The organism is Mycoplana ramosa (genome assembly GCF_041930185.1).
Classification (GTDB): Bacteria; Pseudomonadota; Alphaproteobacteria; order Rhizobiales; family Rhizobiaceae; genus Mycoplana; species Mycoplana ramosa.
In genome coordinates, this window is the sequence record NZ_JBHEEW010000001.1 from 283,817 (window position 1) to 308,934 (window position 25,118).

Below are 25,118 nucleotides of genomic sequence, written 5' to 3' on the forward strand. Positions count from 1 at the left end.
CGCCAATATGAGGTTATTGACGGCGAAATCCGCGCGCGTCAATCGCCATGGCGACGGTATCGGCGTCCTTCAGCGTCAAGATGATCAGCGGCAGCAGAATTCCCAGCGGACGCACGCGCAGACCGCGCGCCCTGTGCGCGTCGCGGATGTCGCCGTAGCGCGCCAAGATTTCCGGCGTGAACCGCAGCACCAGCCCGACGGCCAGGCTGACGTCGGCGGCGCGGACGAAGCCGAAGCGCTCGAGCGGGCGCAGCAGCCGCGTGATCTCGTCCATGAACGCAGAAATCGTCGTGGTCGCCGTGACGGCGGCGGCGAGCAGCACGAGCGCGGTCAGCCGGAACAGCACGGAAAGGGCGTCTGCGAGCGAATGGAAGAGGTAGTTCGCCAGTGCCACGAGCAGAACGGTGAACAGCACGAAGCGCACCCGGCGAAAGGCCTCGCGAGGATGGATGCCGGTCGAGCCGTACAATCCGGCGGCGACAATGGCGCCGCCCGCCAACAGCCACGGGCTGTCCTGCAGGAACAGAGCGATCGCCGCGACAAACAGCAGGATCAGCTTGGCGCGACCCGACAGGCGGTGCAGCGGCGTATCGCCTTGGATGTCGAGGCCGGTCAGCATGCGGCGATTTCCCGATAGATGCGGACCGCTTCGGCCGGCGTGGTATCGGCGGCAAGCCGGCCGAGATGGAACAGAAGCACCCGGTCGAAGCGGTCGAGCAGCGGTAGGTCGTGCGTGATCACGATCGCCTGTTCGGGAAGTGCGGCGATCGTGCGTTCGATCAGGCCGCGGTTCCTCAGGTCCAGCTGGTTCGTCGGCTCGTCGAGGATCAGGACGTCCGGTCCCGTCACCAGAACGCTGGCGATCGCGGCAAGCTGGTTCTCGCCGCCCGAAAGCTCATGCACGCGGCGCGTTGCCAGATGCCCAATGCCGAAGCGCTCAAGCACGGCCTCCGTTCGCCTGGAAATCTCGTCCCTTGCCAGTCCGCGGCTCTTCAGGCCGAAGGCGATATCCTCGGCCAGCACCGGCAGGATCATCTGGTGCTGCGGGTTCTGGAAGATGAAGCCCACCCGCCCGCGCGCCGCTTCCTCGTCCTTCACCGTGTCCAGGCCGCCAACCGTCACCCGGCCGGAGGCCGGGCGAACCAGCCCGTTGATCAAGCGTGCGAAGGTCGTCTTGCCGGAGCCGTTCAGGCCGATGATACCGATGCGGCGCTCGCTGAGCCTCAGCGAGAGGGGATGCAGCGCGGTTTGTCCGGCGAAGCTGGCCGAAGCGTCGCTGAAAACGATGTCCAATGGGAACTCCCGGGCCGGTGACGTGGCGCGAGCTATAGAGCTTTTCCGGGTCGAATTGAAGCGTGCGGCCGGGCATCCTTCTGAACGATCAGACCCGTGACATCCTGCCTCGGCGGGATGCGTTAACCCGAAACGCTGTCGAGCTCGCCCGCAACGGAAACGGGTTGGAAGATGTGGGAATATATGCCTATCATGGCGCATGACGACTCTGGTTAAGAACTCTGACGCCCGCCGCGTCTTCCTGGCAAGGCAGGGGCTTTGCACGCCACCCGGCCGCATACTCGGCAAGGACGGCCTGCTGCGGCTGATCCATGACATCGGCTTCGTCCAGGTCGACAGCATCGCCACGGTCGAGCGCGCCCATCATCAGATCCTGTTTTCCCGCAACCAGACCTATCGCCGCGAGCACCTGGCCGACCTGCTGGAAAAGGACGGGGAGCTGTTCGAGAACTGGACGCACGACGCCTCGATCATTCCGAGCGCCTTCTACCGTTACTGGAAGCACAAGTTCCGGCGGGAAAATGGCGCCATCCTCGAACGGTGGCGCCGCTGGCAGGGGGAGGGGTTCGACACGACTTTCGAGGAGACCCACCGCAGGATCGCAGAGGGCGGTGCGGTGCTGTCGCGCGAGCTGAAGTCCGCCGACCACGAATCCGGCGGCTGGTGGAACTGGCATCCGAACAAGACGGCGCTGGAATACCTTTGGCGCACGGGCAAGATCGCAATTGCACGGCGGGAGAACTTCCAGAAAGTCTACGATCTCGCCGAACGGGTGGTGCCGCAGCACCATCACGAGCCGGAAGTGGATCATGACACATTTGTCGACTGGGCCTGCCGCAGCGCGCTGTCGCGGCTCGGCTTCGCCACCCATGGCGAGATTGCCGCATTCTGGGACCTGGTTTCCCCGGAGGAAGCGCGGTGCTGGGTCGAAGCCCACCGCGACGAACTTCGGCCGGTCCTCGTCGAGCCGGCCAACGGCGGCAAACCGCGCGCCTGCCACGCCTCCGCCGACCTCCCGGAAGCACTCGCCGACGCACCCGCGCCGCCCGCCCGGTTGCGCGTGCTGTCGCCGTTCGACCCGCTTATCCGCGATCGCAACCGCACGGAACGGCTGTTCGGCTTTTTCTACCGCATCGAGGTGTTCGTGCCGGAGCCGAAGCGGCAATACGGCTACTATGTCTTCCCGCTCCTGGAAGGCGATCGCCTGATCGGGCGCATCGACATGAAGGCGGACCGCAAGGCCGGCCAACTGGTGGTCAGAAAGCTCTGGCTCGAGCCCGGCGTGAGGTGCTCGGCGGGGCGAATGGAGCGCCTCGAGGCGGAACTGGCCCGGTTGGCCCGCTTCACCGGCGTCGAGACGGTCTGCCATCTCGACGGTTGGCGGCCGGATTGAAGCCGCATGAACACCCGGCGTGGATGGTGTTCACGACCTTCAGAAGCGAACCCGTTTCCGCAGCTTGCGCCATTTGACCAGCATGCGCTTGCCGATGTTCATGGCGGCAAGGGGAGGATAGGTCTTGCGGGTCTTTTGGAGGGCGGTCTGCAGCAGTTCCTGCACGGCCGGAACCCTGCGCAGTTCTTCCTCGTCGTAATACGCAAACTCTGCTGCGTGCCGTGAGAAGATCCGATCGCCAGCCGGCCGCGGATGCATACGCTCACGCAACGTGTTCAGCAGGCGCGCCTCGACCGTGCGGAAATCCTCGGATTCGCGCTGCAGCACGAGCGTGCGGCGCGCCGAAGCACCATCGCTTGCGATAGCATCGACGATGCGCGCCTTCTCCTCGGGCGTGAACAGGTAGCGCACGACCTGGCCGATGTGGAGTGCCTTGCGGCTGTTCGATTTCCCTGTGGGAAATCTGCTGTCCTTGGCCAGCAGTCGGATGAATTCCGTCATCTCGATCGGCAGCCGCTCGTTGGTCGATGGTTTGGTCGCCTTGAGGTCATGGATGTCGAGCGCCGTCTCGAGGAAGTAGGCGAAGATGTCCAGCTTCTGCCGGCGGATCTCCTCGTAGAGCAGAACCTTGTAGTCCACGCCCGGCAGCGCGAGCACCGGCCGGATCTCCCTCAGCGGGTTCAGGTAGGGTGCCCGCAACGGGTTTCGCAGCGGTTTTTCCATCCACTGCGGCAGGCTTGGCGCAGACCCCATGCCGGCTTTCTGCGCCCACAGCGAATAGATCGTGTCGAGCGGATCACGCAGGGTATAGACGAGCTGCAGGGAGCGGTTGCCGATCATCTCCGCGACAGCCTGGAAGTGCTCCTTTTTCCAGCGCCTGAAACCCTCCGACGAGAGAAGGATGTTGAGACCTTCCCGGTCGGCGTTCTGGAGCACCTTGAGAAAATCGGAATAGGCAGCGCCGTCGCGCTTGAGAAATTGCGCCTCATGGTCGGAGAGGTCGTGATGGGCGATGCCGACACGCTCGCCGATTGCCGGATAGAGCCAGCCCCGCTCCCGCAGCCGATTGGCGTTGTGGTGGAAATTGGCCTGCATATAGGTGGTCGCGGTCTTGTGCGGACCGATATGCATCACCAGGCGTAGAGGCTTGTCCTGCTTCATGCAGCTTTCACGTTCCGCCACGGGAAATTCGCGACTGCCATGGCCGCGTCTAGCAAATGTCCGTCGCCGCGATATGGATGCCGAAGCCTTCGAGCCCGACATAGTGGCGTTCGCGGGAAGCCATGAGCCTGATGGAGGTTATGCCGAGGTCCTTGAGGATCTGTGCGCCGAGGCCGATCTCCAGCCATTCGTTCTCGCGCGCCATCGCCTCGCTGTGTCCCTCGCGGTCGTGGCTGCCCTTGCGCGCCGTCTTCGATACGCCGACGCCGACGGAGCCCTCGCGCAGATAGACGATCACGCCGCGGCCGTGTTCGGTGATGCGCTTCATGATCGCCTCTAGCTGCCGGTCCCTGCCGAAGACGTCCTCGCCGACGTTCTCCAGGTGCAGCCGGACGGGGATGTCGACCCCGTCGCGGATGTCGCCGAAGACGACGGCCATATGGTGCATCGAATCCCACGGCAGGGAGTAGGTTGTCGCCTGCGCCTTGCCGAAGGGGGTGTCGATGTCAAAAGTGGCGCCCTGTTCGATCAGGGTTTCCTTGCGCTGGCGATAGGCGATCAGGTCGGCCACCGACACCTGCTTGAGCCCGTGCGTCTCGGCGAACTGCGCCACCTGCGGCCCGCGCGTCACGGTGCCGTCGTCGTTGACGAGTTCGCAGATGACGCCGACCGGCGGCAGGCTCGCAAGCTTGCAGAGGTCGACGGCCGCCTCCGTATGGCCGGAACGCATCAGCACGCCGCCCTCGCGGGCAACCAGCGGGAAGATGTGGCCGGGACGGACGAAATCGGCAGGGCCGATATTGGGATTGGCGAGATTGCGCACGGTCAGCGTCCGGTCCTCGGCGGAAATCCCGGTGGTGGTGCCGTGCTTGAAGTCGACCGAGACCGTAAACGCGGTGGTGTGCGCCGAATCGTTGTCTGCCACCATGGCGCTGAGGTTCAGGCGCTTGGCCTCCTCGCGCGGCATGGGCACGCAGACGATGCCGGAGGTGTGGCGGACGATGAAGGCCATCTTTTCCGGCGTGCAATGAACCGCGGCGACGATCAGGTCACCCTCGTTCTCGCGCCCGTCGTCGTCGGTCACGACGACGATCTCGCCGGCCTCGAACGCCCGGATCGCATCGACAACGCGCTTCTGGTCAAAGGACATTTCGTAACTCCTGGTCGTGTCGCGGTTAAGCCAGCCGGCCGGTCTGGCCCCGGTCCCGCAAATAGTGGTCGGCGATCGCGCAGGCAACCATGGCCTCGCCGATCGGCACCGCCCGGATCCCCACGCACGGGTCGTGCCGGCCCTTGGTGCGCACGTCCACCTCGTTGCCGTCGCTGTCGATCGAGCGGCGCTCGGTCAGAATCGACGACGTCGGCTTGATGGCGAAGCGGGCAATGACCGGCTGGCCCGTCGCGATGCCGCCGAGGATGCCGCCGGCATGGTTCGACAGGAAGATCGGCCGGCCGTCGGGGCCGATGCGCATCTCGTCGGCATTCTCCTCGCCAGTGATTTCGGCGGCGCCGAAGCCGTTGCCGATCTCAACGCCCTTCACGGCGTTGATCGACATCAGGTTGGCGGCGATGTCCTGGTCGAGCTTGCCGTAGATCGGCGCGCCGATGCCCGCCGGCACGCCTTCGGCCACAACTTCCACAACCGCCCCCACCGAGGAGCCGGCCTTGCGGATGCCGTCGAGATACTCTTCCCACACCGGCACGATCTCCGGGTCGGGCGCGAAGAACGGGTTGGTGTCGACGACGCTCCAGTCCCAGTTGGTGCGGTTGATCCTGTGCTTGCCAATCTGCACGAGGGCCGCCCGCACGGTCAGGCCGGGCACGACCTTCCGCGCGATCCCGCCGGCAGCGACGCGCGCCGCCGTCTCGCGCGCCGACGAGCGTCCGCCGCCGCGATAGTCGCGAATGCCGTATTTCAGGTCGTAGGTGTAGTCCGCGTGACCGGGACGGTAGCGCTTGGCGATCTCGGAATAATCCTTCGAGCGCTGGTCGGTGTTCTCGATCATCATCGAGATCGGCGTGCCGGTGGCGATCATCGTCTCGCCGTCGTCATCGAGCATGACGCCGGAGAGCACGCGCACCAGATCGTCTTCGCGGCGCTGGGTGACGAAGCGCGACTGCCCGGGCTTGCGCTTGTCGAGCCAGGCCTGGATCTCCGCGAGCGTGAAGCGGATGCCGGGCGGGCAGCCGTCGACGACGCATCCAAGCGCCGGGCCGTGGCTCTCGCCCCAGGTGGTCACGCGGAAAAGATGGCCGAAAGTATTGTGCGACATGAAATCCTGCCCGAAGCGCTCACGGCGCGACATGCGCCACGATCCGGTCCTTCCTGTTGCGGCACTCATAGTGCCGATTGCCGCAAAGTTGAAGCCTTTTTGATGGGAAAGCGCGGGTGACGCAGAGTTATCAGAGTGCGCGTCTCGGGCCGGTGCTAAAGCGCGTCGCGATCTTCCAGTTTAGCTTGCCACGCTTTAGGCCCTTGTTCTTTCGGATGTCTTTGTCGCGAAACCGGTTCCCACCGTCGGGAGACAGGTTCTATGAGGCCGCCTTCCATCGATGTTCGAGGGCGTAGGCCTGAAATTTCTTGCTTGGCAGCGGCGCGGCGAAGGCAAAGCCCTGCAGAAGGTCGCAGCCGAGCGCGCTCAGCATCTCTGCATGCGCCATCGTCTCAACGCCCTCGGCGACGATCTCGATCCCCAGTGACTTGCCGATGTCGATGATCGAGCGGACCAGGGCCTGTTCATGGCGCGAAGCGAGGATCGGCGCTACAAGCTGGCGATCGATCTTCAGCCGTTTTGGCCGCAGTTTCAGCAGGCTGACGATCGACGTATGCCCGGTACCGAAATCGTCGATCTCGATATCGATGCCAAGATCCTTGATGCGCTCGATGTTGCCGAGGACGATGTCGTCGCTCTCGTCGAGAAAGATGGACTCCACGAGCTCGAACGAAATCTGGCCGGGCAGGATCTGCAGGCCGGTCAAGGTCTCGACCAGCGTTTCGTCGCGCAGGCGCCGGGCCGAGACGTTGACCGAGATCTTCGGCATCAGGATGCCCTTTGCGGCCCATCGGCTGCAGTCGATCAGCGCCTTTTCCAGCACGATCCGGTCCAGCGTCGCCGTGACGTTCAGATCCTCGGCAACCTTCAGAAAGCGATCGGGAAACAGAAGTCCGTCCCGCGGGTGTCGCCAGCGGATCAGTGCCTCGACGCCCGCAAGCTTCAGGGTGCGCGCGCAGATCTGCGGCTGGTAGTAGGGGATGAACTCGTTGTTCTCGATGCCGGTCAGGATATTGTCGGCCATGCGCTTGTTGCTGACGATTTCGGCCTCGAGAACCGACGTGAAGAACTCGTGCCGGTTGCGCCCGAGCCCCTTGGCCCGGTAAAGTGCGATATCAGCGTTGACGAGCAGCTTGCGCGTGTCCAGCCGGGTGCCGCTTGCGACGGCGATGCCGATGCTCACGCCGAAGCGGCACATGTGGCCGTTGTAGTCGACCGGTTGGCGCATCAGGGCGATGATGCGTTGCGACAGGGCCGTCAGACGGGTGTTGTCGTCGCTTTCGATCACCACAACGAATTCGTCGCCGCCGATGCGCGCGACCAGGTCGTTCGGATCGGCCGTAGAGCGCAGGATCTCTCCGGCATGGACGAGAAGCGCATCGCCGGCCGCATGGCCAAGGGTGTCGTTGATCTGCTTGAACCGGTCGAGATCGATGTGGAGGATGCCGATGCTGACCGTTTCGCCGCGGCTGCGTTCTGCCAGGGCCCCCAGCTGCGCGTCCAGCTTCCGCCGATTGCCGAGGCCCGTCAGCGGATCGTGCAGCGAATTGTGCTCGATGCGGTCCTTTGCCTGCTCCAGTTCGAGGTTCTTCGCATCGGCCATGGCCTTGGCGTGTTTCAGTTGTTCGGTCATCAGCACGTCGTCGGTGACATCGAAGGCGAGCCCGACGAACTTGCGCTTCCCACTCGCCTCGACGTGCAGTTTGCCGACCGACTGGATATATCGCACCGTACCATCGGCGTGCACGACGCGCGACTTGCGCAGGTAGGGCTCGCCCGTCTCGATGCATTCCGCTGCCAGGGCCTCGGCTTCCTGGCGGTCATCGGGATGAATGGCGTTCAGCCATGTCTCATGGGAGATATGCTCGCCTGCATCGGAAATACCGTAGAGCTGGCGCATACGCTCATCCCAGCGTGTCAGCCCCTCGTCCAGGTCCGCCTCCCACAGGCCGCACCGGTAGGCGCTCAACGCCATGTCGAGGCGCTGGGTGATCTTGAAGAGTGCGTCCTTCTGCCGGTCGGATTGCTCCTTGGCCGTCTTCAGCCGTTCGTTGAGGAGCACGTCCTCGGTGACATCCCAACTGATGCCGGTGAGCTTTTCCTCGTCGCCGATCGTCAGTCGCGAGCCGACGCTGCGGATGTGACGGACATTGCCGCCCGGCAGCACCACCCGATATTGCGACCGGTAGTCGGACCCATCCGCAATGGCGGCGGCGATTGCCGCTTCGGCGGCAGGAATGTCATCGGGATGCACGGTGGATCGCCACGCTTCCTCGCTGAGCGGCAGCTCTTCGGCGAGGCCATGCAGGCTGTACATCTGACGATCCCACTCCCGGCTGCGGTCGGACAGCGATAGTTCCCAAATGCCGGTCTTGGATGCTTCCAGGGCGAGGTCCAGCCGCTGCGAGAGCGAGCGGATCTGCGTCTCGCGCGCCTTGAGGCCTGCAATGTGCCGCCGTCGCTCCCCGACAAGTCCGCCGGCCAGGAAGATCGGTGCGATGATGACGAGGGCAGCGATCGCGGTCGAAAGGCGGATCCGCCTTTGACTGTCCGCCGGTGTTTCCCAGCCTTCGGCCGGGACGGCGGCGAGTTCCCAGGTCCCGCCCGGGAAACTGGCTGTGCGCCTGACAGCTTCGCCGTCGAAGATCTCGGGGTTGCCATAGATCGGTTCATGGTCTGACCCGGCACCGGCATTGCGAATGGAAAGGTTCAGGTCCGCGCCACCTTTCCGAATTTCGCTCCGCGCTTCCGTCCGGTCCACCAGCCCGGCTTGGAGATACAGCCTATGTTCGTCGATGCTGCCTGCCACGTAGCCCCACCAGGCGTTGGGTCCGGCGCCGGTGCTGATGACGGGGATGAACAGGTCGAATCCGCGGCTGCCGTCGGGCAACTGCATGGGCCCGATCATGACCGGTCCCCCGAAGGTCCGGCTCGCCTCGGACGCGATGCGAAACGAGGAAAATCGGCTGAGGTCGCTCCCATCGTACCGCTCGTTATCCCTGAGCGGAAAGGTCTGCGCCACGAGCCCGTTCGGAGCCGCGGCGACGCGACGGAACTGGACGTTCTGCGTCAGCAGCTTGCGTGCAAAGAATGGGAACTGGGCGGCCGCCTGGTCGGGCGCTGCGGCGAACATGTTCGCAAGGCCCTGTAGCGCGGTCATGTTGCGGTTGATTTCGCTTTCCAGCCGGGCGCCGATGAGGCCGAGTTCATTGTCCACCCGGGCATGCAACTCGCTTCGGTGGAGCCGGTCGGTCTGTTTTTCATAGGCGAAGCCGGCACCGAAAATGACGATGGCGGCAATCGCGGCTGGCAGGAGCGATGGCCTGGCCCAATCAGCAACGGTGTTGATTCTGTGTCCTATCCGCCCCGGCCGCAATATTACGCCACCCCCTCAGGTCAACTGCACGCTAGGATGGTTTGATTAAGATTGGATTGATGGCTCCGCATAGGTTGTGGCGATGGCAGCCACCCGGCTCGCGAGCGGGGATGGCCTCGATTGGGACTTGATCGCACCGCTATTTGCCTGCATCCATTTGAACGCAAAGCGTCGCAGCGGGCGAATTTCGCCATATTCGAAAGGCATCAAGCGTGACAGACAAGACCATTGCTTCGACCATGGGGGTTCGCAAGATGCGTTTCATGATAGTTGCGCTGCTGGCTGCGGTCGGCATGCTCGCGCCGCTGACATCGTACGCCGAGAGTGCCGATGTCGAGGCCGTCATCACCAAGGTCGACACGACCGGACTGAGTCTCTCGCTCGATGACGGAAAGAAGTATCAGGCGCCTGAGGAGTTTAACTTCGAGGGGCTTTCACCGGGCGTGAAGGTGCTGGTGTTCTACACCGAGGTCGATGGCAAGCGCATCATCGACGACCTGGAAATCATCCAGTAGCACGCAGGGCGCTTCTGCGGTGGCGCCCCCCTGCAGCGGGCGGCGCCGGCTACAGCCATGTTGCTCCATCGTCGTCGATCCGAAGCACACGGTCCTGATACACCGGCGCATTGGCCGCCTCGGTGACCGGCATGCCGCTGAACTTGAAGAGCGCCCGGAACACGCCGCCATGGCTGACGCATACGGTCGGCCTGTCGATGGCCTTGAACCATGATCCGACACGCCAGGACAGAATTTCGTAGCTCTCGGCGTCGTCTCCGGGTGGGATGAAGTCCCATTTTGAACGCGAGCGCTCCTTGACCCGTTCGCGAACGGTCTTCTTCAGCTCGGTAATGGTGAACCCTTCCCAGTCGCCGAAGGAGACTTCGATCAGGCGATCGTCGGTGCGGTAGGCGAGGGGATCGATGCCCATGGCGCCACGCACCAGTTCCATCGTCTCGCGGGTGCGCCCGAGCGGACTTGCGACATAATCGAAATCATGGGCGGCACTGCCGAGAACGGCCTTCAAGGCTCGCCCGTTTTCGGACGCCTGCCGGCGTCCGATGGCGTTCAGGGGAATGTCCTTCTGGCCTTGCAGCCGTCCCTCGGCATTCCAGTCGGTCTGCCCATGACGGATCATGTAGACAAGCACCGCCGTGCTCCGCAGTAAGCCTCAGTCCTTGACGACCGAGATATCGGGGGCGTCAACGGCCTTCATGCCGACGACATGATAGCCGCTGTCGGCGTGATGCACTTCGCCGGTAACGGAGCGCGAGAGGTCCGACAGCATGTACAGGCCGACATCGCCGATGTCTTCGATCGTCACGGTCCGGCGCAGCGGCGCATTGTACTCGTTCCACTTCAGAATGTAGCGGAAGTCGCCGATGCCGGAGGCGGCGAGCGTCTTGATCGGGCCGGCCGAGATCGCGTTGACGCGGATGTTCTTCGGTCCAAGGTCTACGGCGAGATACTTCACGCTCGCCTCCAGTGCCGCCTTGGCGACGCCCATGACATTGTAGTTCGGCATGACCTTCTCGGCGCCGTAGTAGGTGAGCGTCAGCATCGAGCCGCCGTCCGCCATCAGCCTCTCGGCGCGGCGTGCGACCGAGGTGAACGAGTAGACGGAAATCAGCATCGTCTTGGCGAAGTTCTCAGCCGACGTGTCGATGTAGCGGCCCGTCAGTTCGTCCTTGTCGGAGAAGCCGATGGCGTGCACGAAAAAGTCGATTTTGCCCCAGGTCTTCTCGATGTTCTCGAAGACGGCGTCGATGGAAGCCTCGTCTGTGACGTCGCAATGGCCGGCGAGAATGCCGCCGAGTTCTGCCGCAAGCGGTTCGACGCGCTTCTTGAGGGCCTCGCCCTGGTAGGTGAGGGCTATTTCTGCGCCCTGCGCACGAATGGCCTTCGCGATACCCCAAGCGATTGACCGGTTGTTCGCCACGCCCATGATGACGCCGCGCTTGCCGCTCATCAGACCGGATACCTGAACCATGGAATGTCCCTTGCTGATTTCCTTTGGGTTTTGCCTATGACATAGGCAGCATTAGGGTTCAAGCACGACGGGTTCAGGAACTGTTAGCACTGGTAACAATGAGTGCGCATTTCACAGAACCGTTACAAATAGAGTCCTTCGCGCAGGCTGCGCATAAGGTCGATCATTTTGTCGTCGGGTCTGTCCCACAGGAGAAGCCGGAGCTCGACAACGAGCTTGCCGCGCTTGCCTTCCTCGTCCGCAAGGCCTTGGTCGTCGATGAGGATGATATGGTCCGAACTGGACCAGGCCGGAACGACCACCGGCACGTCGTCGCCGTTCGGCCCGGTGACCGTGGTCTCACAGCCGAGGACCGCGTTCTCGATCGTCACCGGCAGGGTCATGCGCAGGTCGAAGCCGTCGACGCGGAAAGGACCCGGGGCCACCCGGACGGTGAGCACGGCGTCGCCGCGCTTCAGATCATTGATCCGATGCCCCTGATCCTTCAGGCGAATGACGGTGCCGTCCGTCGTGCCGGCCGCAAGCGGCACCTTCAGCGTTTCACCGTTGATCTCCAGCGTGACGCGCGACTGCTTCATCAGATCTTCGAGCGTTACCACAAGGTTGCAAACAAGATCCGGCGCCTTATCGACCACTGGCCGGAGACCGCGTATGCGCCGGACGATGGCCGAAAGGATATCGACTGCCGCGGTGGTGCGGCGTGCCGCCGGGAGCAGCGTTTCAGAATTGTCCGGGCTTGAAGCGGCCGGCGCTCCGGGCGCTCCCTGCCGTTCGCCGTTGGCCGAAGGCTTGGGCTGGGGCGCGGCATTGCTCGCCGCCTGCTGCTGGCGCGGATCGATGCCGAAAATGCGCGACACCACGTCCTCGGCACTCTCTGTCGTGCCTTGAACAGTCTCCGGCTGGACCTTGCGATCGCCCTGGCGGCGGCGCATCTGCTCCATGCGGCGCAGTTCCATTTCCCGCCGGATTTCGGCTTCGCGGTGTGCCCGGTCGTATCGGCTGCGCCTCTCCGGGTCGCGCAAAAGGTCATAGGCGCGGCCGGCCTCGGTGAAGCGGATGGTCGCGAAGGGATCGTCCTGGTTCTGATCGGGGTGGACGGTCTTGGCCAGGGTTCGCCAGGCCGCCCGGATCTCTTCCTGCCCCGCGTCGCGCTTGACGCCCAGGACCGCATACGGATCACGCATCAACATATAGCCGCTCTTCTTTTCCCTGGAGCCTTTAACGCTTGTCGTCTCTCGGGCCCCTGCTACGCCCGCGGAGATCGATGATGCCAACAACGTCCTAACCGATGGTTACGGGATCCATCGCGGAATCGCATAGGATGCATCGCGCGTGATGCTGGTTTCCGCAGCAGATGGGGGGCTATTGCTGCCGTTCGAAGCGCGTCAGAGACCACACGCCGTCGCCGCCGACGCAGGTCCGGCCGTCATAGTTGGCAATGCCCGAGTAGGAATGAAGTGTCGTGGTGAAGTCGCGGCACGTCCGGCCTGCCTCGTCGTTCAGCTCCAGAATGCTGCTGACGACGCCGGCGCTGCCTGAAACGGTATTCGCCCAGGGGATCGGGTTGCCGGCGTTGCGGGCAAGGTCGGCAGACGAAACGGCATTGCGCACGGTCGCCGCGTCCGTGGTGCTGTCGAGACGCGCACCGGGGACCGCGCTCGTCTTGACGGCCTTGTCGACCGACATTTCAGAAGCGAAATCGAGCCCGCTCATGCATCCCGACAGGGGGGCAAGGCAAAGCGCCAACAGGGCGATCCGTGACCGTCTCGTCCACAATATCGTTGTTTCCCGTCCTGACTTTGCTATGACTTCAACCCCGGCATGTCCCAACGGACCGATATTCGGCATTGGATTCAAATATGAGCGACATAGAGTTAACAACCGGTGACTTTACCGAGGAAAGCGAGCCCTTCTCCCTGTTCGGAAAGTGGCTGGAGGATGCGGAGAAAAGCGAACCGAACGACCCAAACGCCGTGGCGCTTGCGACTGTCGATGCTTCCGGTCTGCCCAATGTGCGCATGGTTCTCCTGAAGGGATTCGATGAACGCGGCTTTGTCTTCTACACGAATTTCGAGAGTCAGAAAGGTCAGGAAGTCCTGGGTGCAGGGAAAGCGGCGATGTGTTTCCACTGGAAATCGCTGCGACGCCAGGTGCGGGTTCGCGGACCCGTAGAGGTCGTCTCCGACGCGGAGGCCGACGCCTACTACGCATCGCGGCCGCGCGGCAGCCGCATCGGTGCCTGGGCCTCGAAGCAGTCCCGGCCGCTCGAAAGCCGCTTCGCGCTTGAAAAGGCCGTCGCGGAATATACCGCCCGCTACGCGATCGGCGAAATCCCGCGTCCCCCCCACTGGTCGGGCTTCCGCATCAAGCCGGTGTCGATCGAGTTCTGGCACGATCGACCCTTCCGTCTGCACGACCGGCTGGAGTTCCGTCGCACTGCGGAGGGCGAAGGATGGGAAAAGGTCCGGATGTATCCCTGATGGATGATGGCTGAGACGACCGCCCTTGTGCCGGCCGCCTGCGGTGGCCGGCCGTCACGGGTCACCAAGCACGCACAGGCCGCAAAGGGCCGCCGGAGTATACAACTCCAATTGGTGTGCTATATTTTTTTGCCAGGACAGGACACCATTTTGGCCCGCAGTTCACTGCACGGGCACGTCGCATTCTATTTTTGAAGCGACACTACGCGCATCAGGCAAGGCTGAATCTCGAGGCATTCATGCGGAGGAGAATTCAATGGCCAGCAATCTCGTTTCCTATCTCATGCAATTCTTGACCCCCGACGTGATCGCGCGACTGGCAGCCGCGCTGGGGCTCGATACCGACAAGGTCCAGCGCGGTGTGACAGCCGCCGTGCCGGCGGTCCTCGCCGGTCTGGCGAGTGTTGCCACGCAACCCGGCGGTGCTCAGAAGGTCGCCGACGCCGCCAGACAGCAAAGCGGCGTGCTCGACAACCTGGCCGGCCTGCTTTCCGGCGGTGGCCAATCTCCGCTCATGCAGTCCGGTTCGCAGTTGCTCTCCTCTCTCGTGGGCGGCAACACCAGCGGCGCGCTGGCGAACGCGATCGGCAGCTACTCCGGTCTCGGCCAGAACGCCGGCGGCTCCCTGCTCGGCATGCTGGCTCCACTCGTCCTGGGTGGCATCGCCAGGAACGCGGGTGGCGACCTCAGCGCAAACGCGATCGCCGGATTGCTGGCCGGTCAGAAGGACAACATCGCGGCCGCGATGCCGTCGGGGCTGAGGGACATGCTGGCCGGCACCGGATTGCTCGACTCGCTTGGTGGAGCGGCGCGGGCGGCCACAGCGGCCGGCAGCGAGGCCGCGGCGCGCACCACCTCGTCGGCGACCTCCGCCGCCCGAACGACCGCGGCGACGGCGACCACTGCCGCCCGCAGCAGCAACTGGCTCTATTGGCTTCTGGCGGCGTTGGTGCTCCTGGCGATTCTCTACTATCTGTTCGGCCGCCCGACCCAGCGCACGGCGGAGCAGACGCCACCCGCGCCCGAGACCCCGGCCCAGACCGAGACCCAGCCGGCACAGCCACAAACCCCGGCTCCGGCCGAGACCCAGCCTCAGCCCGCCCAGCCGCAAACCCCGGCGCCGACCGAGACCCAGACCCAGACCCAGCCTGCTACGCCCGCCGCTCCGTCACTGACGGTTGCCGGCGTCGACATCGGCAAGCAGGTCACGGACACCATGGCCGAGTTGCAGACGACCCTGAACGGCGTCACGGATGCGGCGACGGCTCAGGCCGCCTTGCCCAAGCTGCAAACTGCAAGCGACACCTTCGACAAGGTGGGCGGGATGCTCGGGCAGCTTTCGGCCGAGCAGAAGGCGATGCTGTCGGGGATGGTCAAGCCTGGAATGACGAGCCTTAACAGCTTGTTCGACAAGGTACTGGCGATCCCGGGCGTCTCGGACGTCCTGAAACCGGCGATCGACACGTTGAAGGCAAAGATGGCGATGCTGGCGCCTTGACCCCTTGAGAAGGGGTCTCGCCGGCCGATCGCCGGCGGCCCCCGGCCAGACCCTCCCGCACGTCAACTCTTGCAAGAGGAGGCGATCAGCGATGGCTGATAAAACGACGTTTACGCCCGACGAATGGAATCAACTTCTGCAAGGCGTGATGGCGGCGGGAATTGCCGTCACCGCGGCCGAACCGAGCGGTCTCTGGGGCATGCTGAAAGAGGGCCTGGCGAGCAGTCGCGCGTTGCTGCAGGCAAAATCCGACACCGGCTCGACCCAGCTGATGACCGCGATCGTCGAGAGCTTCGAATCCTCCGAGGGCCGCAACGCCGCCCGCGACGGGCTGCAGGCCGCGCTGAAAGGCGCGAAATCCGGGGAGATCAAGGGCAAGTGCATCGAGGTGGTCCGGCGGGCGGCGGAGATCGTCGACGCCAAGGCACCCGCCGAGGCGCCGGCCTTCAAGGCTTGGCTGCTGCAGATCAGCACGGATGTCGCCGAAGCTTCGAAAGAGGGCGGGTTCCTCGGATTTGGTGGCACCCCGGTGAGCGAGGCGGAGAAGGCGACGGTCGCCGAGATTTCGTCGGCTCTGAAGCTCGCCTAGAAAATGGCCACGGGCACCGACTGACGGGCCGGGACTGACGGACTGCCGGTTAGCGCCGCAGCAGCCTGAAGGGGATGCCGGAGGCAAGCGCCGAAACGTATTTGCGCTTCTGGTAGAGCCCGTTCAGCGAGATGCGCGGCAACGCCATCGGTGCGTCGAAGCTGCGTGCGTCGAGCGTTCCGGGGTCCGTGGTGACGGCGACGGTGAAGCCAAGTTCGCCCGCGATCTGGTGTTCTCGCCGCGAAACGGTGGGGTGGAAACCGTAAGGATAGGCGAAAGCCAGCGGACGAACGCCGGTGAGGCATTCCAGCCGCTCGGCGGAAGCCTGCATTTCTTCCCTGGCCTCGTGTTCGTCAAGCCGGGCCAGCGCGCGATGGCTGATCGTGTGGGCCCCGAGCGTTGCAAGCGGGTTTAGGACCAGGCTCTTGAGTTCCGGCTCCCGCATGACCAGCCGCTCGGTAATCAGCAGCGGGTCCATGCCGTTCGCCCTTGCCGCCGCGTCGAGCGCCTTGATCGCGGCCGTCTCGTCGGCCGAATGGATGAAGGCGGAAAAACGCGCGAAGGCGGCCTCCTTGTGGCGGTTGGTGGCCAGCGGCAGCGTCACCGGGCCGGAGCCGAAGTCGAACTCGATATGGGGCAGGGCGCGCAGCAGTTCCGCCAGGGTTTCCCACCAGATGCTGTGCGTGCGGCAAGCGAAGCCGCCGGTAATGAAGACGGTGAACGGAACCCGGTGCTCGGTGAAGATCGGCTGGGCGTGGAGGGCATTGTTCCGGTAGCCGTCATCCAGGGTAAAGGCCGCGAACCGCTCCTCGGGACGGGCGATCGCCATGCGCGCGGCCAGGTGATGCAGGGCGACGAACTGGTATCCGTCCGCAGCGAGGAAGCGGATCGTCTCATCGAGGAATTCGGGGGTGATTTCCAGATGGGCGTTCGGGTCAAAGGCGTGCTCGGTCTTCGGCCGCACATGGTGCAGCGTGAAGATCGCGCCGCGGCCGCGCGCGGACGCCAGCAGGCCGGCGCGCCCGGCCAGGTTGGACAGTTCCAGCCCGCCGGTAATGGCGGCGCGCTTGAGGCTCCGGCGCATAACATTTTGCAATGTCGGCATCTGCGCTCCCGTCGGCGATTCTCCCGCCGCCTTTATGCGGGGGCTATGGTATCCGCGCAGTTAACGCGTCCGGCGAGCGGCATCCGCCGCCGCGGTTCACGTCCTTGTGCCGCCGACGGTGATCTGGTCCATGCGCAGATGCGGCTGGCCGACGCCGACCGGCACGCTCTGGCCGGCCTTGCCGCACATGCCGATACCGGTGTCGAGCTTGGAGTCGTTGCCGATCATCGTGACCCGCCGCATGGCCTCGGGGCCGTTGCCGATGATCATCGCGCCCTTGACCGGTGCGCCGACCCTGCCGTTCTCGATCAGATAGGCCTCGGTGCAACCGAAGACGAACTTGCCGGAGGTGATGTCCACCTGGCCGCCGCCGAAGGAGACGGCATAGATGCCGTTCTTCACTGAGGCGATGATCTCGTCCGGCGTCTTGTCGCCCGACAGCATGTAGGTGTTGGTCATGCGCGGCATCGGGCTGTGCGCATAGGACTGACGGCGGCCGTTGCCGGTCGCCTTCATGCCCATCAGCCGCGCGTTCTGCCGGTCCTGCATGTAGCCGACCAGCTTGCCGTCCTCGATCAGCACGTTGTAGCCCGACGGCGTGCCCTCGTCGTCGACGGTCAGCGAACCGCGGCGGGACTCGATCGTGCCGTCGTCGACGACCGTGACGCCCTTCGCCGCGACCTGCTCGCCCATCAGGCCGGAAAATGCGGAGGTCTTTTTTCTGTTGAAATCGCCCTCGAGCCCATGGCCGACCGCCTCGTGCAGCATCACGCCGGGCCAGCCGGACGACAGCACGACATCCATCGTGCCGGCCGGCGCATCGATCGCCTCGAGGTTCACAAGCGCCTGTCGCAATGCCTCATCCGCCCCGTGCTGCCAGCTCTCCGTCGTCAGGAATTCGCCGAAGCCACGCCGCCCGCCCATGCCGAAGGAGCCGGTCTCCTGCCGGTCGCCTTCGCCGACGACGACGGAGATGTTGACGCGCGTCATCGGCCGCACGTCGACGACCTTGTGGCCATCGGCGCGGAGAATATTGACCACCTGCCAGCTGGCCGCGATCGATGCCGTGACCTGGCGCACCTTTGCATCCTTGCCGCGCAGATAGGCATCGATCTCCTGCAGCAGCGTCACCTTTTCCTCGAACGTCGGGCTGCCGATCGGGTTCTCCTGGCCGTAGAGCCGGCGGTTCGTGCCTTGCGGCGCGGCGGCATAGCTGCCGGCATGGCCGCGCGTCACTGCGGCCGCGGCATCCGCAGCCCGCTTCAGCGCCGACAAGGACAATTCCCCCGAATGCGCATAGCCGACCGCCTCGCCGGCAACCGCGCGCAGGCCGAACCCCTGGTCGGTGTTGAAGCTGCCGCCCTTCAGCCGTCCGTTATCGAAGGTCAGCGACTCCGCCTGGGCGTGTTCAAGATACAGTTCGCCGTCGTCCGCATTTGCCAGGCTCTGGCCCAGTACCTTGCGGACCGCTGCCTCGTCGGCGTCAAAGAGGGAGAGAAGGTCGGTGTTCATGGTTGGCTCCGCGCAGAGGCTGACGTTTCGCCTCTCCATGTAGAGAGGCGGCTGGCAAACGGCAAGTTTGCACGCGCTCGGCGACTGCGAAGCCGGGGGCCGCGGGGATCCATTTGTGCGAAGCGAACGCCGACACGGCCGCTGCTCAAGGCAGTGCGTCGTAGCCCTCGCCGAAGCCCTTCAGGTCGACGGGAATGCCGATGCCTTCCTCGGGCGTCTGGAACACGATGAAGGTGGCGGTCGCGCCGGAGCGGAAGGTTTTCATCAGTTCGTCTTCCAGCACCACCTCGGCATAGCAGCCATCGGAGAAACAGCGGACGAAATAAGCGCGGCCGATATCCTTGCCGTCGACGTTGAGGCCGAGTCCGTTCGGCAGCAGCACGCCGAGCGGCGCAAGCACGCGCAAGATCTTCGCCTTTCGATCCGCCGTCTTGAGAATGACGACCGACAGGCCGACCTCCGGACGATCCTCGGCGATCACGTTCTGCATCAGGGCGCACTGTTCGGACGAAGCCCCGGCCGGCTGGTCGCACACGATCGACCAGGCGCCGTGGTTCGATTTCACCGTGCCCGGCTGCTGCTGGGCCTGCGAGAGGGCAGGCGAGCTCACCGCGATCACGGCCAGAGCGGCAAATGCGCGAACCGCCCTGACCAGGCGCGAAGGGGAACCGGAACCCATGTGAACCTCGAAGTCTCGAATCATACGCGCCATTCTTGAATAGCGATCGCGCAAATTAAAAGCCCTTAGCGCTCTTTTCCAGTTTATGCGGCGGAAATTGGACGTGGTCGGCGATTCTTTATGCTTATGGATCGGCGACAGCGCGTTCCGCAGCGAGGTGGGTGCACCCGACGCCTTGGTTCGCCGGAAGCGCGCGCCGCATTTTCAGGCGTCCCTCTCAAGAGTCTGGTGAAAATTTGACGGCCTACGCCCCAGACTTGGCTTTGCGCAAAAATGCCGCATGAGCATTCATCCGAGGCGGTTGCGGCGAGCATGAAACTGTGATTTTAAGCACTCAGCATTGCAGGATTCTGCGCGTTGTTTGATCCCAATCAAACACTTTGGGGAGATATGTTGTGATAAAGAAAGCTTTTGCAGCGCTGGCCGCCATCGGCTTTTCGCTGTTTGCTTCGAGCGCCCTGGCCGACCAGCCGGTCGATTGGCAGAAGGGACTCCAGCCTGCCGCCACCTCGATCATGGAAGAGATCCGCTGGTTCGAGCAATATACCCTGTGGTTCATAGTCCCGATCACGATCCTTGTTCTGGTTCTCCTCATTGTCGTCATCGTGCGGTTCCGCGAGGGGGCGAACCCGGTTCCGTCCAGGACCAGCCACAACACGATGATCGAAGTGATCTGGACCATTGGCCCGGTCATCATTCTTCTGTTCCTTGCCGTTCCTTCGTTCCAGTTGCTGACCAAGCAGCTGGCGCCGACGGAAGAGCCGGAATTGACGGTCAAGGCGACCGGCTATCAGTGGTACTGGGGCTACGAGTATCAGGTTGGCGATAATCCCGTTTCCTTCGATTCCCTGCTGCTGCAGGACAAGGATCGTGCCGCCGCAGGCAAAGAGGACAGGGCCGAATATCCGCGTCTGCTTGCCGTGGACAATGAGGCCGTCGTTCCGGTGGGCAAGCATGTCCGGCTTCTCGTGACCGGCGCCGACGTTATCCATGCCTTCGCAATGCCGTCCTTCGGCATCAAGATCGACGCCGTCCCGGGCCGCATGAACGAGACCTGGTTCAAGGCCGATCGTGAGGGTCTCTTCTATGGCCAGTGTTCCGAGCTGTGCGGCAAGGATCATGCCTACATGCCGATCGCCATCCGAGTCGTATCGCAGGAAAAGTTCGACACCTGGCTTGCCGCCGCCGCGACCAATCTTGGCGAGGCAAACAAGGCTCTGTTGGCATCCATCGACGGTGAAAAAAAGACCGTTGATGTCGCCCAGAACGCCGCGCAGTAATTCCAAGGGAGTGTAATCCATGGCCGGAACAGCCGCTGCCCACGATGACCACGGTCATCACGAACACAAGCCTTCGTTCTTCGTCCGCTGGTTCCTCTCGACGAACCACAAGGATATTGGGACGCTTTATCTGATCTTCGCAATCATCGCCGGCATCATCGGCGGTGGGCTGTCGATCTTCATGCGCGCCGAGCTGCAGGAGCCGGGCATTCAGATCTTCCACGGTCTTGCCCAGATGGTCTACGGCTTCGAGGGCGATGCTGCCATCGATGGCGGCAAGCACATGTTCAACGTCTTCACGACCGCGCATGCGCTCATCATGATCTTCTTCATGGTGATGCCGGCGCTGATCGGCGGCTTTGCCAACTGGATGGTGCCGATTATGATCGGTGCGCCGGACATGGCGTTTCCGCGCATGAACAACATTTCGTTCTGGCTGATCGTGCCGGCCTTCCTGCTCGTGCTTCTTTCGATGTTCGTCGAAGGTCCGGCGGGTGCCTATGGTGCGGGTGGCGGCTGGACGCTCTATCCGCCGTTCTCGACGTCCGGCATGCCCGGTCCGGCGATGGACTTCGCGATCCTCGGCATTCACATCGCCGGTGCTTCGTCGATCCTCGGCGCGATCAACTTCATCACCACGATCTTCAACATGCGCGCACCTGGCATGACGATGCACAAGATGCCGCTCTTTGCCTGGTCGGTGCTGATCACCGCCTTCCTGCTGTTGCTGTCGCTGCCGGTGCTGGCAGGCGGCATCACCATGCTCCTGACCGACCGCAACTTCGGCACCGCGTTCTTCGCGCCTGAGGGCGGCGGCGACCCGATCCTTTACCAGCACCTGTTCTGGTTCTTCGGTCACCCGGAAGTCTACATTCTGATCCTGCCCGGTTTCGGCATCGTCAGCCACATCATCTCGACCTTCTCGCGCAAGCCGATCTTCGGCTACCTCGGCATGGCCTATGCCATGGTCGCGATTGGCGCCGTCGGCTTCATCGTGTGGGCCCACCACATGTATACGGTCGGCCTGTCTCTCGACACGCAGCGCTACTTCGTGTTCGCCACGATGGTCATCGCCATCCCGACAGGTATCAAGATCTTCTCGTGGATCGCGACGATGTGGGGCGGTTCGATCCGCTTCACCACCCCGATGATCTGGGCGCTCGGCTTCATCCTGCTCTTCACCGTCGGTGGCGTAACAGGCGTACAGCTCGCCAATGCCGGCCTCGACCGCGCGATGCACGACACCTACTACGTGGTTGCCCACTTCCACTACGTGCTGTCGCTCGGCGCCGTGTTTGCGATCTTTGCCGCCTGGTACTACTGGTTCCCGAAGATGACCGGCTACATGTACTCGGAATTCCTCGGCAAACTGCACTTCTGGGTGATGTTCGTCGGCGTGAACCTGGTGTTCTTCCCGCAGCACTTCCTGGGGCTGGCCGGCATGCCGCGCCGCTACATCGACTACCCGGATGCGTTCGCCGGCTGGAACAGGGTGTCTTCTTACGGCTCCTACATTGCAGCCTTCGGCGTCCTGATCTTCCTGTTCTGCGTCTTCGAAGCTTTCGCCCGCAAGCGGGTCGCCGGCAACAACCCGTGGGGTGAGGGTGCGAATACCCTCGAGTGGCAGCTCTCTTCGCCGCCGCCGTTCCACCAGTGGGAACAGCTCCCGAAGATCAAGTAAGATCTGACACGAACACGGAGGCCGCCGTCGAAAGGCGGCCTCTCCAAGTCCCGGCCGGTCGATCGGCCACAGCAAGTGACAGGCAAAATGGCAATCATCGATCATCACGAAGCGGCTGCGGAGGGCGGGGACATGATCCTCTCTGAGGCGACTGCGCGCGATTACTTCGAGCTTCTGAAGCCACGCGTGATGTCGCTCGTAGTTTTCACCGCGTTTGCCGGCCTGGTTCTGGCACCCGGTCACATCAACCCGGTCATCGGCGTGATCGCAATCCTGTGCATCGCCGTCGGCGCCGGCGCCTCCGGCGCACTCAACATGTGGTACGACGCCGACATCGACGCGGTCATGTCGCGCACCGCAAAGCGCCCCATTCCCGCCGGCCGCGTGCAGCCGCGCGAAGCGCTCGCCTTCGGGCTGACGCTTTCGGCTTTCTCGGTCGCGATCCTCGGTCTGGCGGTCAACTGGCTGTCGGCCGGTTTGCTCGCCTTCACCATCTTCTTCTATGCCGTCATCTACACGATGTGGCTGAAACGTTCGACGCCGCAGAACATCGTCATCGGCGGAGCCGCCGGTGCATTTCCGCCGATGATCGGCTGGGCCTGCGTGACGAACGGCGTGTCGATCGAAAGCATCGTCCTTTTCCTCATCACGTTCCTCTGGACTCCGCCGCATTTCTGGGCGCTCGCGCTCTTCAAGATGCGCGACTACGGCGCCGTTGGCGTACCGATGCTGCCGAACGTGGCGGGCGAGAAGACGACGAAGCAGCAGATTATGGTCTATGCCGTCCTGACGGCGCTCATCTCCGTCGCGCCGAGCTATCTTGGCTTTGCCAGCCTCGGCTATGGCATCTTTGCCGCCGCCATGGGCATCGCATTCGTCTGGTACTCGATCGGGGTGCTGCGCATGCCGGAGGCCGATCGCGTCATGGTTCCGGCGAAGAAACTGTTCGCCTATTCGATCTTCTACCTCTTCGCCATTTTCTCCGGCCTGATGATCGATCACGCCGTCACGGCCGTCGGTTGGACGGCAGGATGGAGCTTCTGATGGAAATGATCAGCCTCACCGACAAGCAGAAGAAATCGCGGCGCGGCCGCAACATGGCGCTGGCGGCGACGCTCGTCGGCCTGGTCGTGCTCTTCTACATCATCACGCTGGTGAAGTTCGCCGGCGGCATGGCGGGTTAAGCCATGGCTGGGACCACGCCCGCAAGGCAGCAGAAAATCGGCAATGGCACGATCGTCGCCATCTGCCTCACCTTTGCCCTCGGCATGCTCGGCATGGCCTATGCCGCCGTTCCGCTCTACGATCTGTTCTGCAAGGTCACCGGCTACGGCGGCACGACCCAGCGCGTCGAACAGGCCTCCTCCGTCATCCTCGACCGGAAGATCAAGGTCCGCTTCGATTCCAATACCGGACCCGGCCTGCCCTGGTCGTTCGAGCCCGTACAGCGCGAGATCGAACTGAAGATCGGCGAGACGGTGCAGGTCCTCTACAAGGCGCGCAACAATTCGAGCGCCGATGCGACGGGACAGGCGACCTTCAACGTCACGCCGCAGGCGGCTGGCGCCTACTTCAACAAGGTGCAGTGTTTCTGCTTTACCGAAACCACGTTGAAACCCGGCGAAGAGATGGAGATGCCGGTCGTCTTTTTCGTCGACCCGGCGATCGTGGAACCGGTCGAGACCAAGGACGTGCACACGATTACGCTCTCCTACACCTTCTTCCCGCACGAGAAGACGAAGCCGGTGGCTTCGGCGGAAATGACGGACAAGGAAGCGAGCAAGCTTTGAGAGACAGGCGTTTCCGGCCAGGCCGGGAGCGAGAACGTATACATGGGGATGACTGACATGGCGCAAGCGCATCAGAAGAATCACGACTACCACATCATCGATCCAAGCCCGTGGCCGCTGCTGTCATCGATCGGCGCCTTCGTGCTGGCGATCGGCGGCATCATCTACATGCGCTACCTCGCCGGCGGTTCGCTGCAGATCTTCGGGTTGGAGTTCGCCAATCCCTGGGTCTTCGTGATCGGCATCGCGATCACGCTCTATTCCATGTACGGCTGGTGGGCGGACACGATCAAGGAAGGCGACGAGGGCCATCATACGCGCGTCGTCTCGCTGCACCTGCGCTACGGCATGATCATGTTCATCGCGTCCGAAGTGATGTTCTTCGTCGCCTGGTTCTGGGCGTTCTTCGATGCAAGCCTGTTCCCGGGCGAAGCCATCCAGGCCGTGCGCGTCGAGCATACCGGCGGCGTCTGGCCTCCGAAGGGCATCGAGGTTCTCGATCCCTGGCACCTGCCGCTCTACAACACCATCATCCTGCTGCTGTCGGGAACCTGCGTGACCTGGGCGCACCATGCGATCCTGCACAACGATCGCAAGGGTCTCATCCAGGGTCTCACCCTGACGGTGTTGCTCGGCGTCCTGTTCTCGTTCGTTCAGGCCTACGAATACGTGCACGCCCCGTTTGCCTTCAAGGATTCGATCTACGGCGCGACCTTCTTCATGGCGACCGGCTTCCACGGCTTCCACGTTTTCGTCGGCACCGTCTTCCTGCTGGTCTGCCTGATCCGCGCGATCAATGGCGCCTTCACGCCGAAGCAGCATTTCGGCCTCGAGGCCGCCGCCTGGTATTGGCATTTCGTCGACGTCGTCTGGCTGTTCCTGTTCTTCTCCATCTACATCTGGGGAAGCTGGGGCGGGACCATCGCCCACGGCTGATCTGCCGGGATATCGTTCAGGAACGGCCGCAGCAATGCGGCCGTTCTCATTTGCGAGGGGCGCTATGTCGCATCTGCGTGGTTGGA

24 protein-coding genes are annotated in these 25,118 nt (G+C 63.5%); 11 read left to right on the forward strand and 13 right to left on the reverse strand.

Features of this window, described 5'->3' with window-relative positions:
- Positions 1 to 13 precede the first annotated feature (13 nt).
- Both JNC62_RS01270 and JNC62_RS01275 read right to left on the reverse strand, forming a co-directional pair.
- Complete coding sequence (locus JNC62_RS01270) at positions 14 to 619, reverse strand: energy-coupling factor transporter transmembrane component T family protein (RefSeq protein ID WP_374835182.1); 606 nt, start codon at positions 617 to 619, stop codon at positions 14 to 16.
- Positions 613 to 1,293, reverse strand: a complete 681-nt coding sequence (locus tag JNC62_RS01275) for an energy-coupling factor ABC transporter ATP-binding protein (protein WP_374835184.1) — start codon at positions 1,291 to 1,293, stop codon at positions 613 to 615. The genes JNC62_RS01270 and JNC62_RS01275 overlap by 7 nt, the downstream gene beginning before the upstream one ends.
- Positions 1,294 to 1,492: 199 nt before the next feature.
- On the opposite strand from JNC62_RS01275, the gene JNC62_RS01280 reads away from it, so the two are divergent.
- On the forward strand, positions 1,493 to 2,686 hold the full coding sequence (locus tag JNC62_RS01280; protein ID WP_374835186.1) for a winged helix-turn-helix domain-containing protein: 1,194 nt from the start codon (positions 1,493 to 1,495) through the stop codon (positions 2,684 to 2,686).
- 39 nt (positions 2,687 to 2,725) lie between these two features.
- Here JNC62_RS01280 and JNC62_RS01285 read toward each other — a convergent pair whose 3' ends face one another.
- The 4 genes from JNC62_RS01285 to JNC62_RS01300 all read right to left on the reverse strand — a co-directional run bounded on the left by JNC62_RS01285 (position 2,726) and on the right by JNC62_RS01300 (position 9,337).
- Entirely contained in the window at positions 2,726 to 3,847 is a 1,122-nt protein-coding gene (locus JNC62_RS01285; RefSeq protein ID WP_374835188.1) for a hypothetical protein, read from the reverse strand.
- A gap of 49 nt (positions 3,848 to 3,896) precedes the next feature.
- On the reverse strand, positions 3,897 to 4,997 hold the full coding sequence (ribB, locus tag JNC62_RS01290) for a 3,4-dihydroxy-2-butanone-4-phosphate synthase (protein ID WP_374835190.1): 1,101 nt from the start codon (positions 4,995 to 4,997) through the stop codon (positions 3,897 to 3,899).
- Positions 4,998 to 5,022: 25 nt separating this feature from the next.
- Positions 5,023 to 6,120 (reverse strand): chorismate synthase, encoded by a 1,098-nt coding sequence (gene aroC, locus JNC62_RS01295; RefSeq protein WP_374835647.1) that lies wholly within the window; start codon positions 6,118 to 6,120, stop codon positions 5,023 to 5,025.
- 259 nt (positions 6,121 to 6,379) lie between these two features.
- Positions 6,380 to 9,337: a bifunctional diguanylate cyclase/phosphodiesterase gene (locus JNC62_RS01300; protein WP_374835192.1), complete on the reverse strand. Its 2,958-nt coding sequence runs from the start codon at positions 9,335 to 9,337 to the stop codon at positions 6,380 to 6,382.
- A 413-nt stretch (positions 9,338 to 9,750) separates the two neighbouring features.
- Here JNC62_RS01300 and JNC62_RS01305 point away from each other — a divergent pair, with 413 nt between their 5' ends.
- Positions 9,751 to 10,011: a DUF1344 domain-containing protein gene (locus JNC62_RS01305; RefSeq protein ID WP_374835649.1), complete on the forward strand. Its 261-nt coding sequence runs from the start codon at positions 9,751 to 9,753 to the stop codon at positions 10,009 to 10,011.
- Between the two features lie 49 nt (positions 10,012 to 10,060).
- Here the strand turns inward: JNC62_RS01305 and JNC62_RS01310 are convergent, their stop codons facing one another.
- From JNC62_RS01310 to JNC62_RS01325, 4 genes are all read right to left on the reverse strand, one after another.
- A complete protein-coding gene (locus JNC62_RS01310) occupies positions 10,061 to 10,642 on the reverse strand; it encodes a histidine phosphatase family protein (RefSeq protein WP_374835194.1) in 582 nt (193 codons plus the stop codon).
- Between the two features lie 21 nt (positions 10,643 to 10,663).
- Positions 10,664 to 11,482 carry an enoyl-ACP reductase FabI gene (fabI, locus tag JNC62_RS01315; RefSeq protein WP_374835196.1) on the reverse strand — a complete coding sequence of 273 codons (819 nt, stop codon included), beginning with the start codon at positions 11,480 to 11,482 and terminating at the stop codon, positions 10,664 to 10,666.
- A gap of 122 nt (positions 11,483 to 11,604) precedes the next feature.
- Positions 11,605 to 12,666, reverse strand: coding sequence for a DnaJ C-terminal domain-containing protein (locus tag JNC62_RS01320; protein WP_374835651.1), 1,062 nt, complete (start codon positions 12,664 to 12,666; stop codon positions 11,605 to 11,607).
- 178 nt (positions 12,667 to 12,844) lie between these two features.
- Entirely contained in the window at positions 12,845 to 13,195 is a 351-nt protein-coding gene (locus JNC62_RS01325) for an RT0821/Lpp0805 family surface protein (RefSeq protein WP_374835198.1), read from the reverse strand.
- A 146-nt stretch (positions 13,196 to 13,341) separates the two neighbouring features.
- Between JNC62_RS01325 and pdxH the strand changes: the two genes are divergently transcribed.
- The 3 genes from pdxH (at position 13,342) to JNC62_RS01340 (ending at position 16,049) form a co-directional block, all read left to right on the forward strand.
- Positions 13,342 to 13,962 (forward strand): pyridoxamine 5'-phosphate oxidase, encoded by a 621-nt coding sequence (gene pdxH / locus JNC62_RS01330; protein WP_374835200.1) that lies wholly within the window; start codon positions 13,342 to 13,344, stop codon positions 13,960 to 13,962.
- Positions 13,963 to 14,218: 256 nt separating this feature from the next.
- Complete coding sequence (locus tag JNC62_RS01335) at positions 14,219 to 15,460, forward strand: DUF937 domain-containing protein (protein ID WP_374835202.1); 1,242 nt, start codon at positions 14,219 to 14,221, stop codon at positions 15,458 to 15,460.
- A 91-nt stretch (positions 15,461 to 15,551) separates the two neighbouring features.
- Positions 15,552 to 16,049 carry a hypothetical protein gene (locus JNC62_RS01340; protein ID WP_374835204.1) on the forward strand — a complete coding sequence of 166 codons (498 nt, stop codon included), beginning with the start codon at positions 15,552 to 15,554 and terminating at the stop codon, positions 16,047 to 16,049.
- A gap of 49 nt (positions 16,050 to 16,098) precedes the next feature.
- Here the strand turns inward: JNC62_RS01340 and JNC62_RS01345 are convergent, their stop codons facing one another.
- The 3 genes from JNC62_RS01345 to JNC62_RS01355 all read right to left on the reverse strand — a co-directional run bounded on the left by JNC62_RS01345 (position 16,099) and on the right by JNC62_RS01355 (position 19,345).
- The gene (locus tag JNC62_RS01345) at positions 16,099 to 17,154 is read right to left on the reverse strand and encodes a polysaccharide deacetylase family protein (RefSeq protein WP_374835206.1); all 1,056 of its coding nucleotides are present in this window, start codon (positions 17,152 to 17,154) and stop codon (positions 16,099 to 16,101) included.
- Between the two features lie 96 nt (positions 17,155 to 17,250).
- A complete protein-coding gene (tldD, locus tag JNC62_RS01350) occupies positions 17,251 to 18,666 on the reverse strand; it encodes a metalloprotease TldD (RefSeq protein WP_374835208.1) in 1,416 nt (471 codons plus the stop codon).
- Positions 18,667 to 18,811: 145 nt separating this feature from the next.
- Positions 18,812 to 19,345 (reverse strand): invasion associated locus B family protein, encoded by a 534-nt coding sequence (locus JNC62_RS01355; RefSeq protein ID WP_374835210.1) that lies wholly within the window; start codon positions 19,343 to 19,345, stop codon positions 18,812 to 18,814.
- Between the two features lie 395 nt (positions 19,346 to 19,740).
- On the opposite strand from JNC62_RS01355, the gene coxB reads away from it, so the two are divergent.
- The 6 genes from coxB to JNC62_RS01385 all read left to right on the forward strand — a co-directional run bounded on the left by coxB (position 19,741) and on the right by JNC62_RS01385 (position 25,032).
- Entirely contained in the window at positions 19,741 to 20,625 is an 885-nt protein-coding gene (gene coxB, locus JNC62_RS01360) for a cytochrome c oxidase subunit II (RefSeq protein ID WP_374835212.1), read from the forward strand.
- 19 nt (positions 20,626 to 20,644) lie between these two features.
- Positions 20,645 to 22,306 carry a cytochrome c oxidase subunit I gene (gene ctaD, locus JNC62_RS01365; protein WP_374835214.1) on the forward strand — a complete coding sequence of 554 codons (1,662 nt, stop codon included), beginning with the start codon at positions 20,645 to 20,647 and terminating at the stop codon, positions 22,304 to 22,306.
- 87 nt (positions 22,307 to 22,393) lie between these two features.
- Positions 22,394 to 23,350, forward strand: a complete 957-nt coding sequence (locus tag JNC62_RS01370) for a heme o synthase (protein WP_374835216.1) — start codon at positions 22,394 to 22,396, stop codon at positions 23,348 to 23,350.
- Entirely contained in the window at positions 23,350 to 23,490 is a 141-nt protein-coding gene (locus tag JNC62_RS01375) for a cytochrome c oxidase system small membrane protein (RefSeq protein ID WP_374835218.1), read from the forward strand. Before JNC62_RS01370 ends, JNC62_RS01375 begins: the two co-directional genes overlap by 1 nt.
- A 3-nt stretch (positions 23,491 to 23,493) precedes the next feature.
- Positions 23,494 to 24,096: a cytochrome c oxidase assembly protein gene (locus JNC62_RS01380; RefSeq protein WP_374835220.1), complete on the forward strand. Its 603-nt coding sequence runs from the start codon at positions 23,494 to 23,496 to the stop codon at positions 24,094 to 24,096.
- A gap of 57 nt (positions 24,097 to 24,153) precedes the next feature.
- Positions 24,154 to 25,032, forward strand: coding sequence for a cytochrome c oxidase subunit 3 (locus JNC62_RS01385; RefSeq protein WP_374835222.1), 879 nt, complete (start codon positions 24,154 to 24,156; stop codon positions 25,030 to 25,032).
- Positions 25,033 to 25,118: the final 86 nt, after the last annotated feature.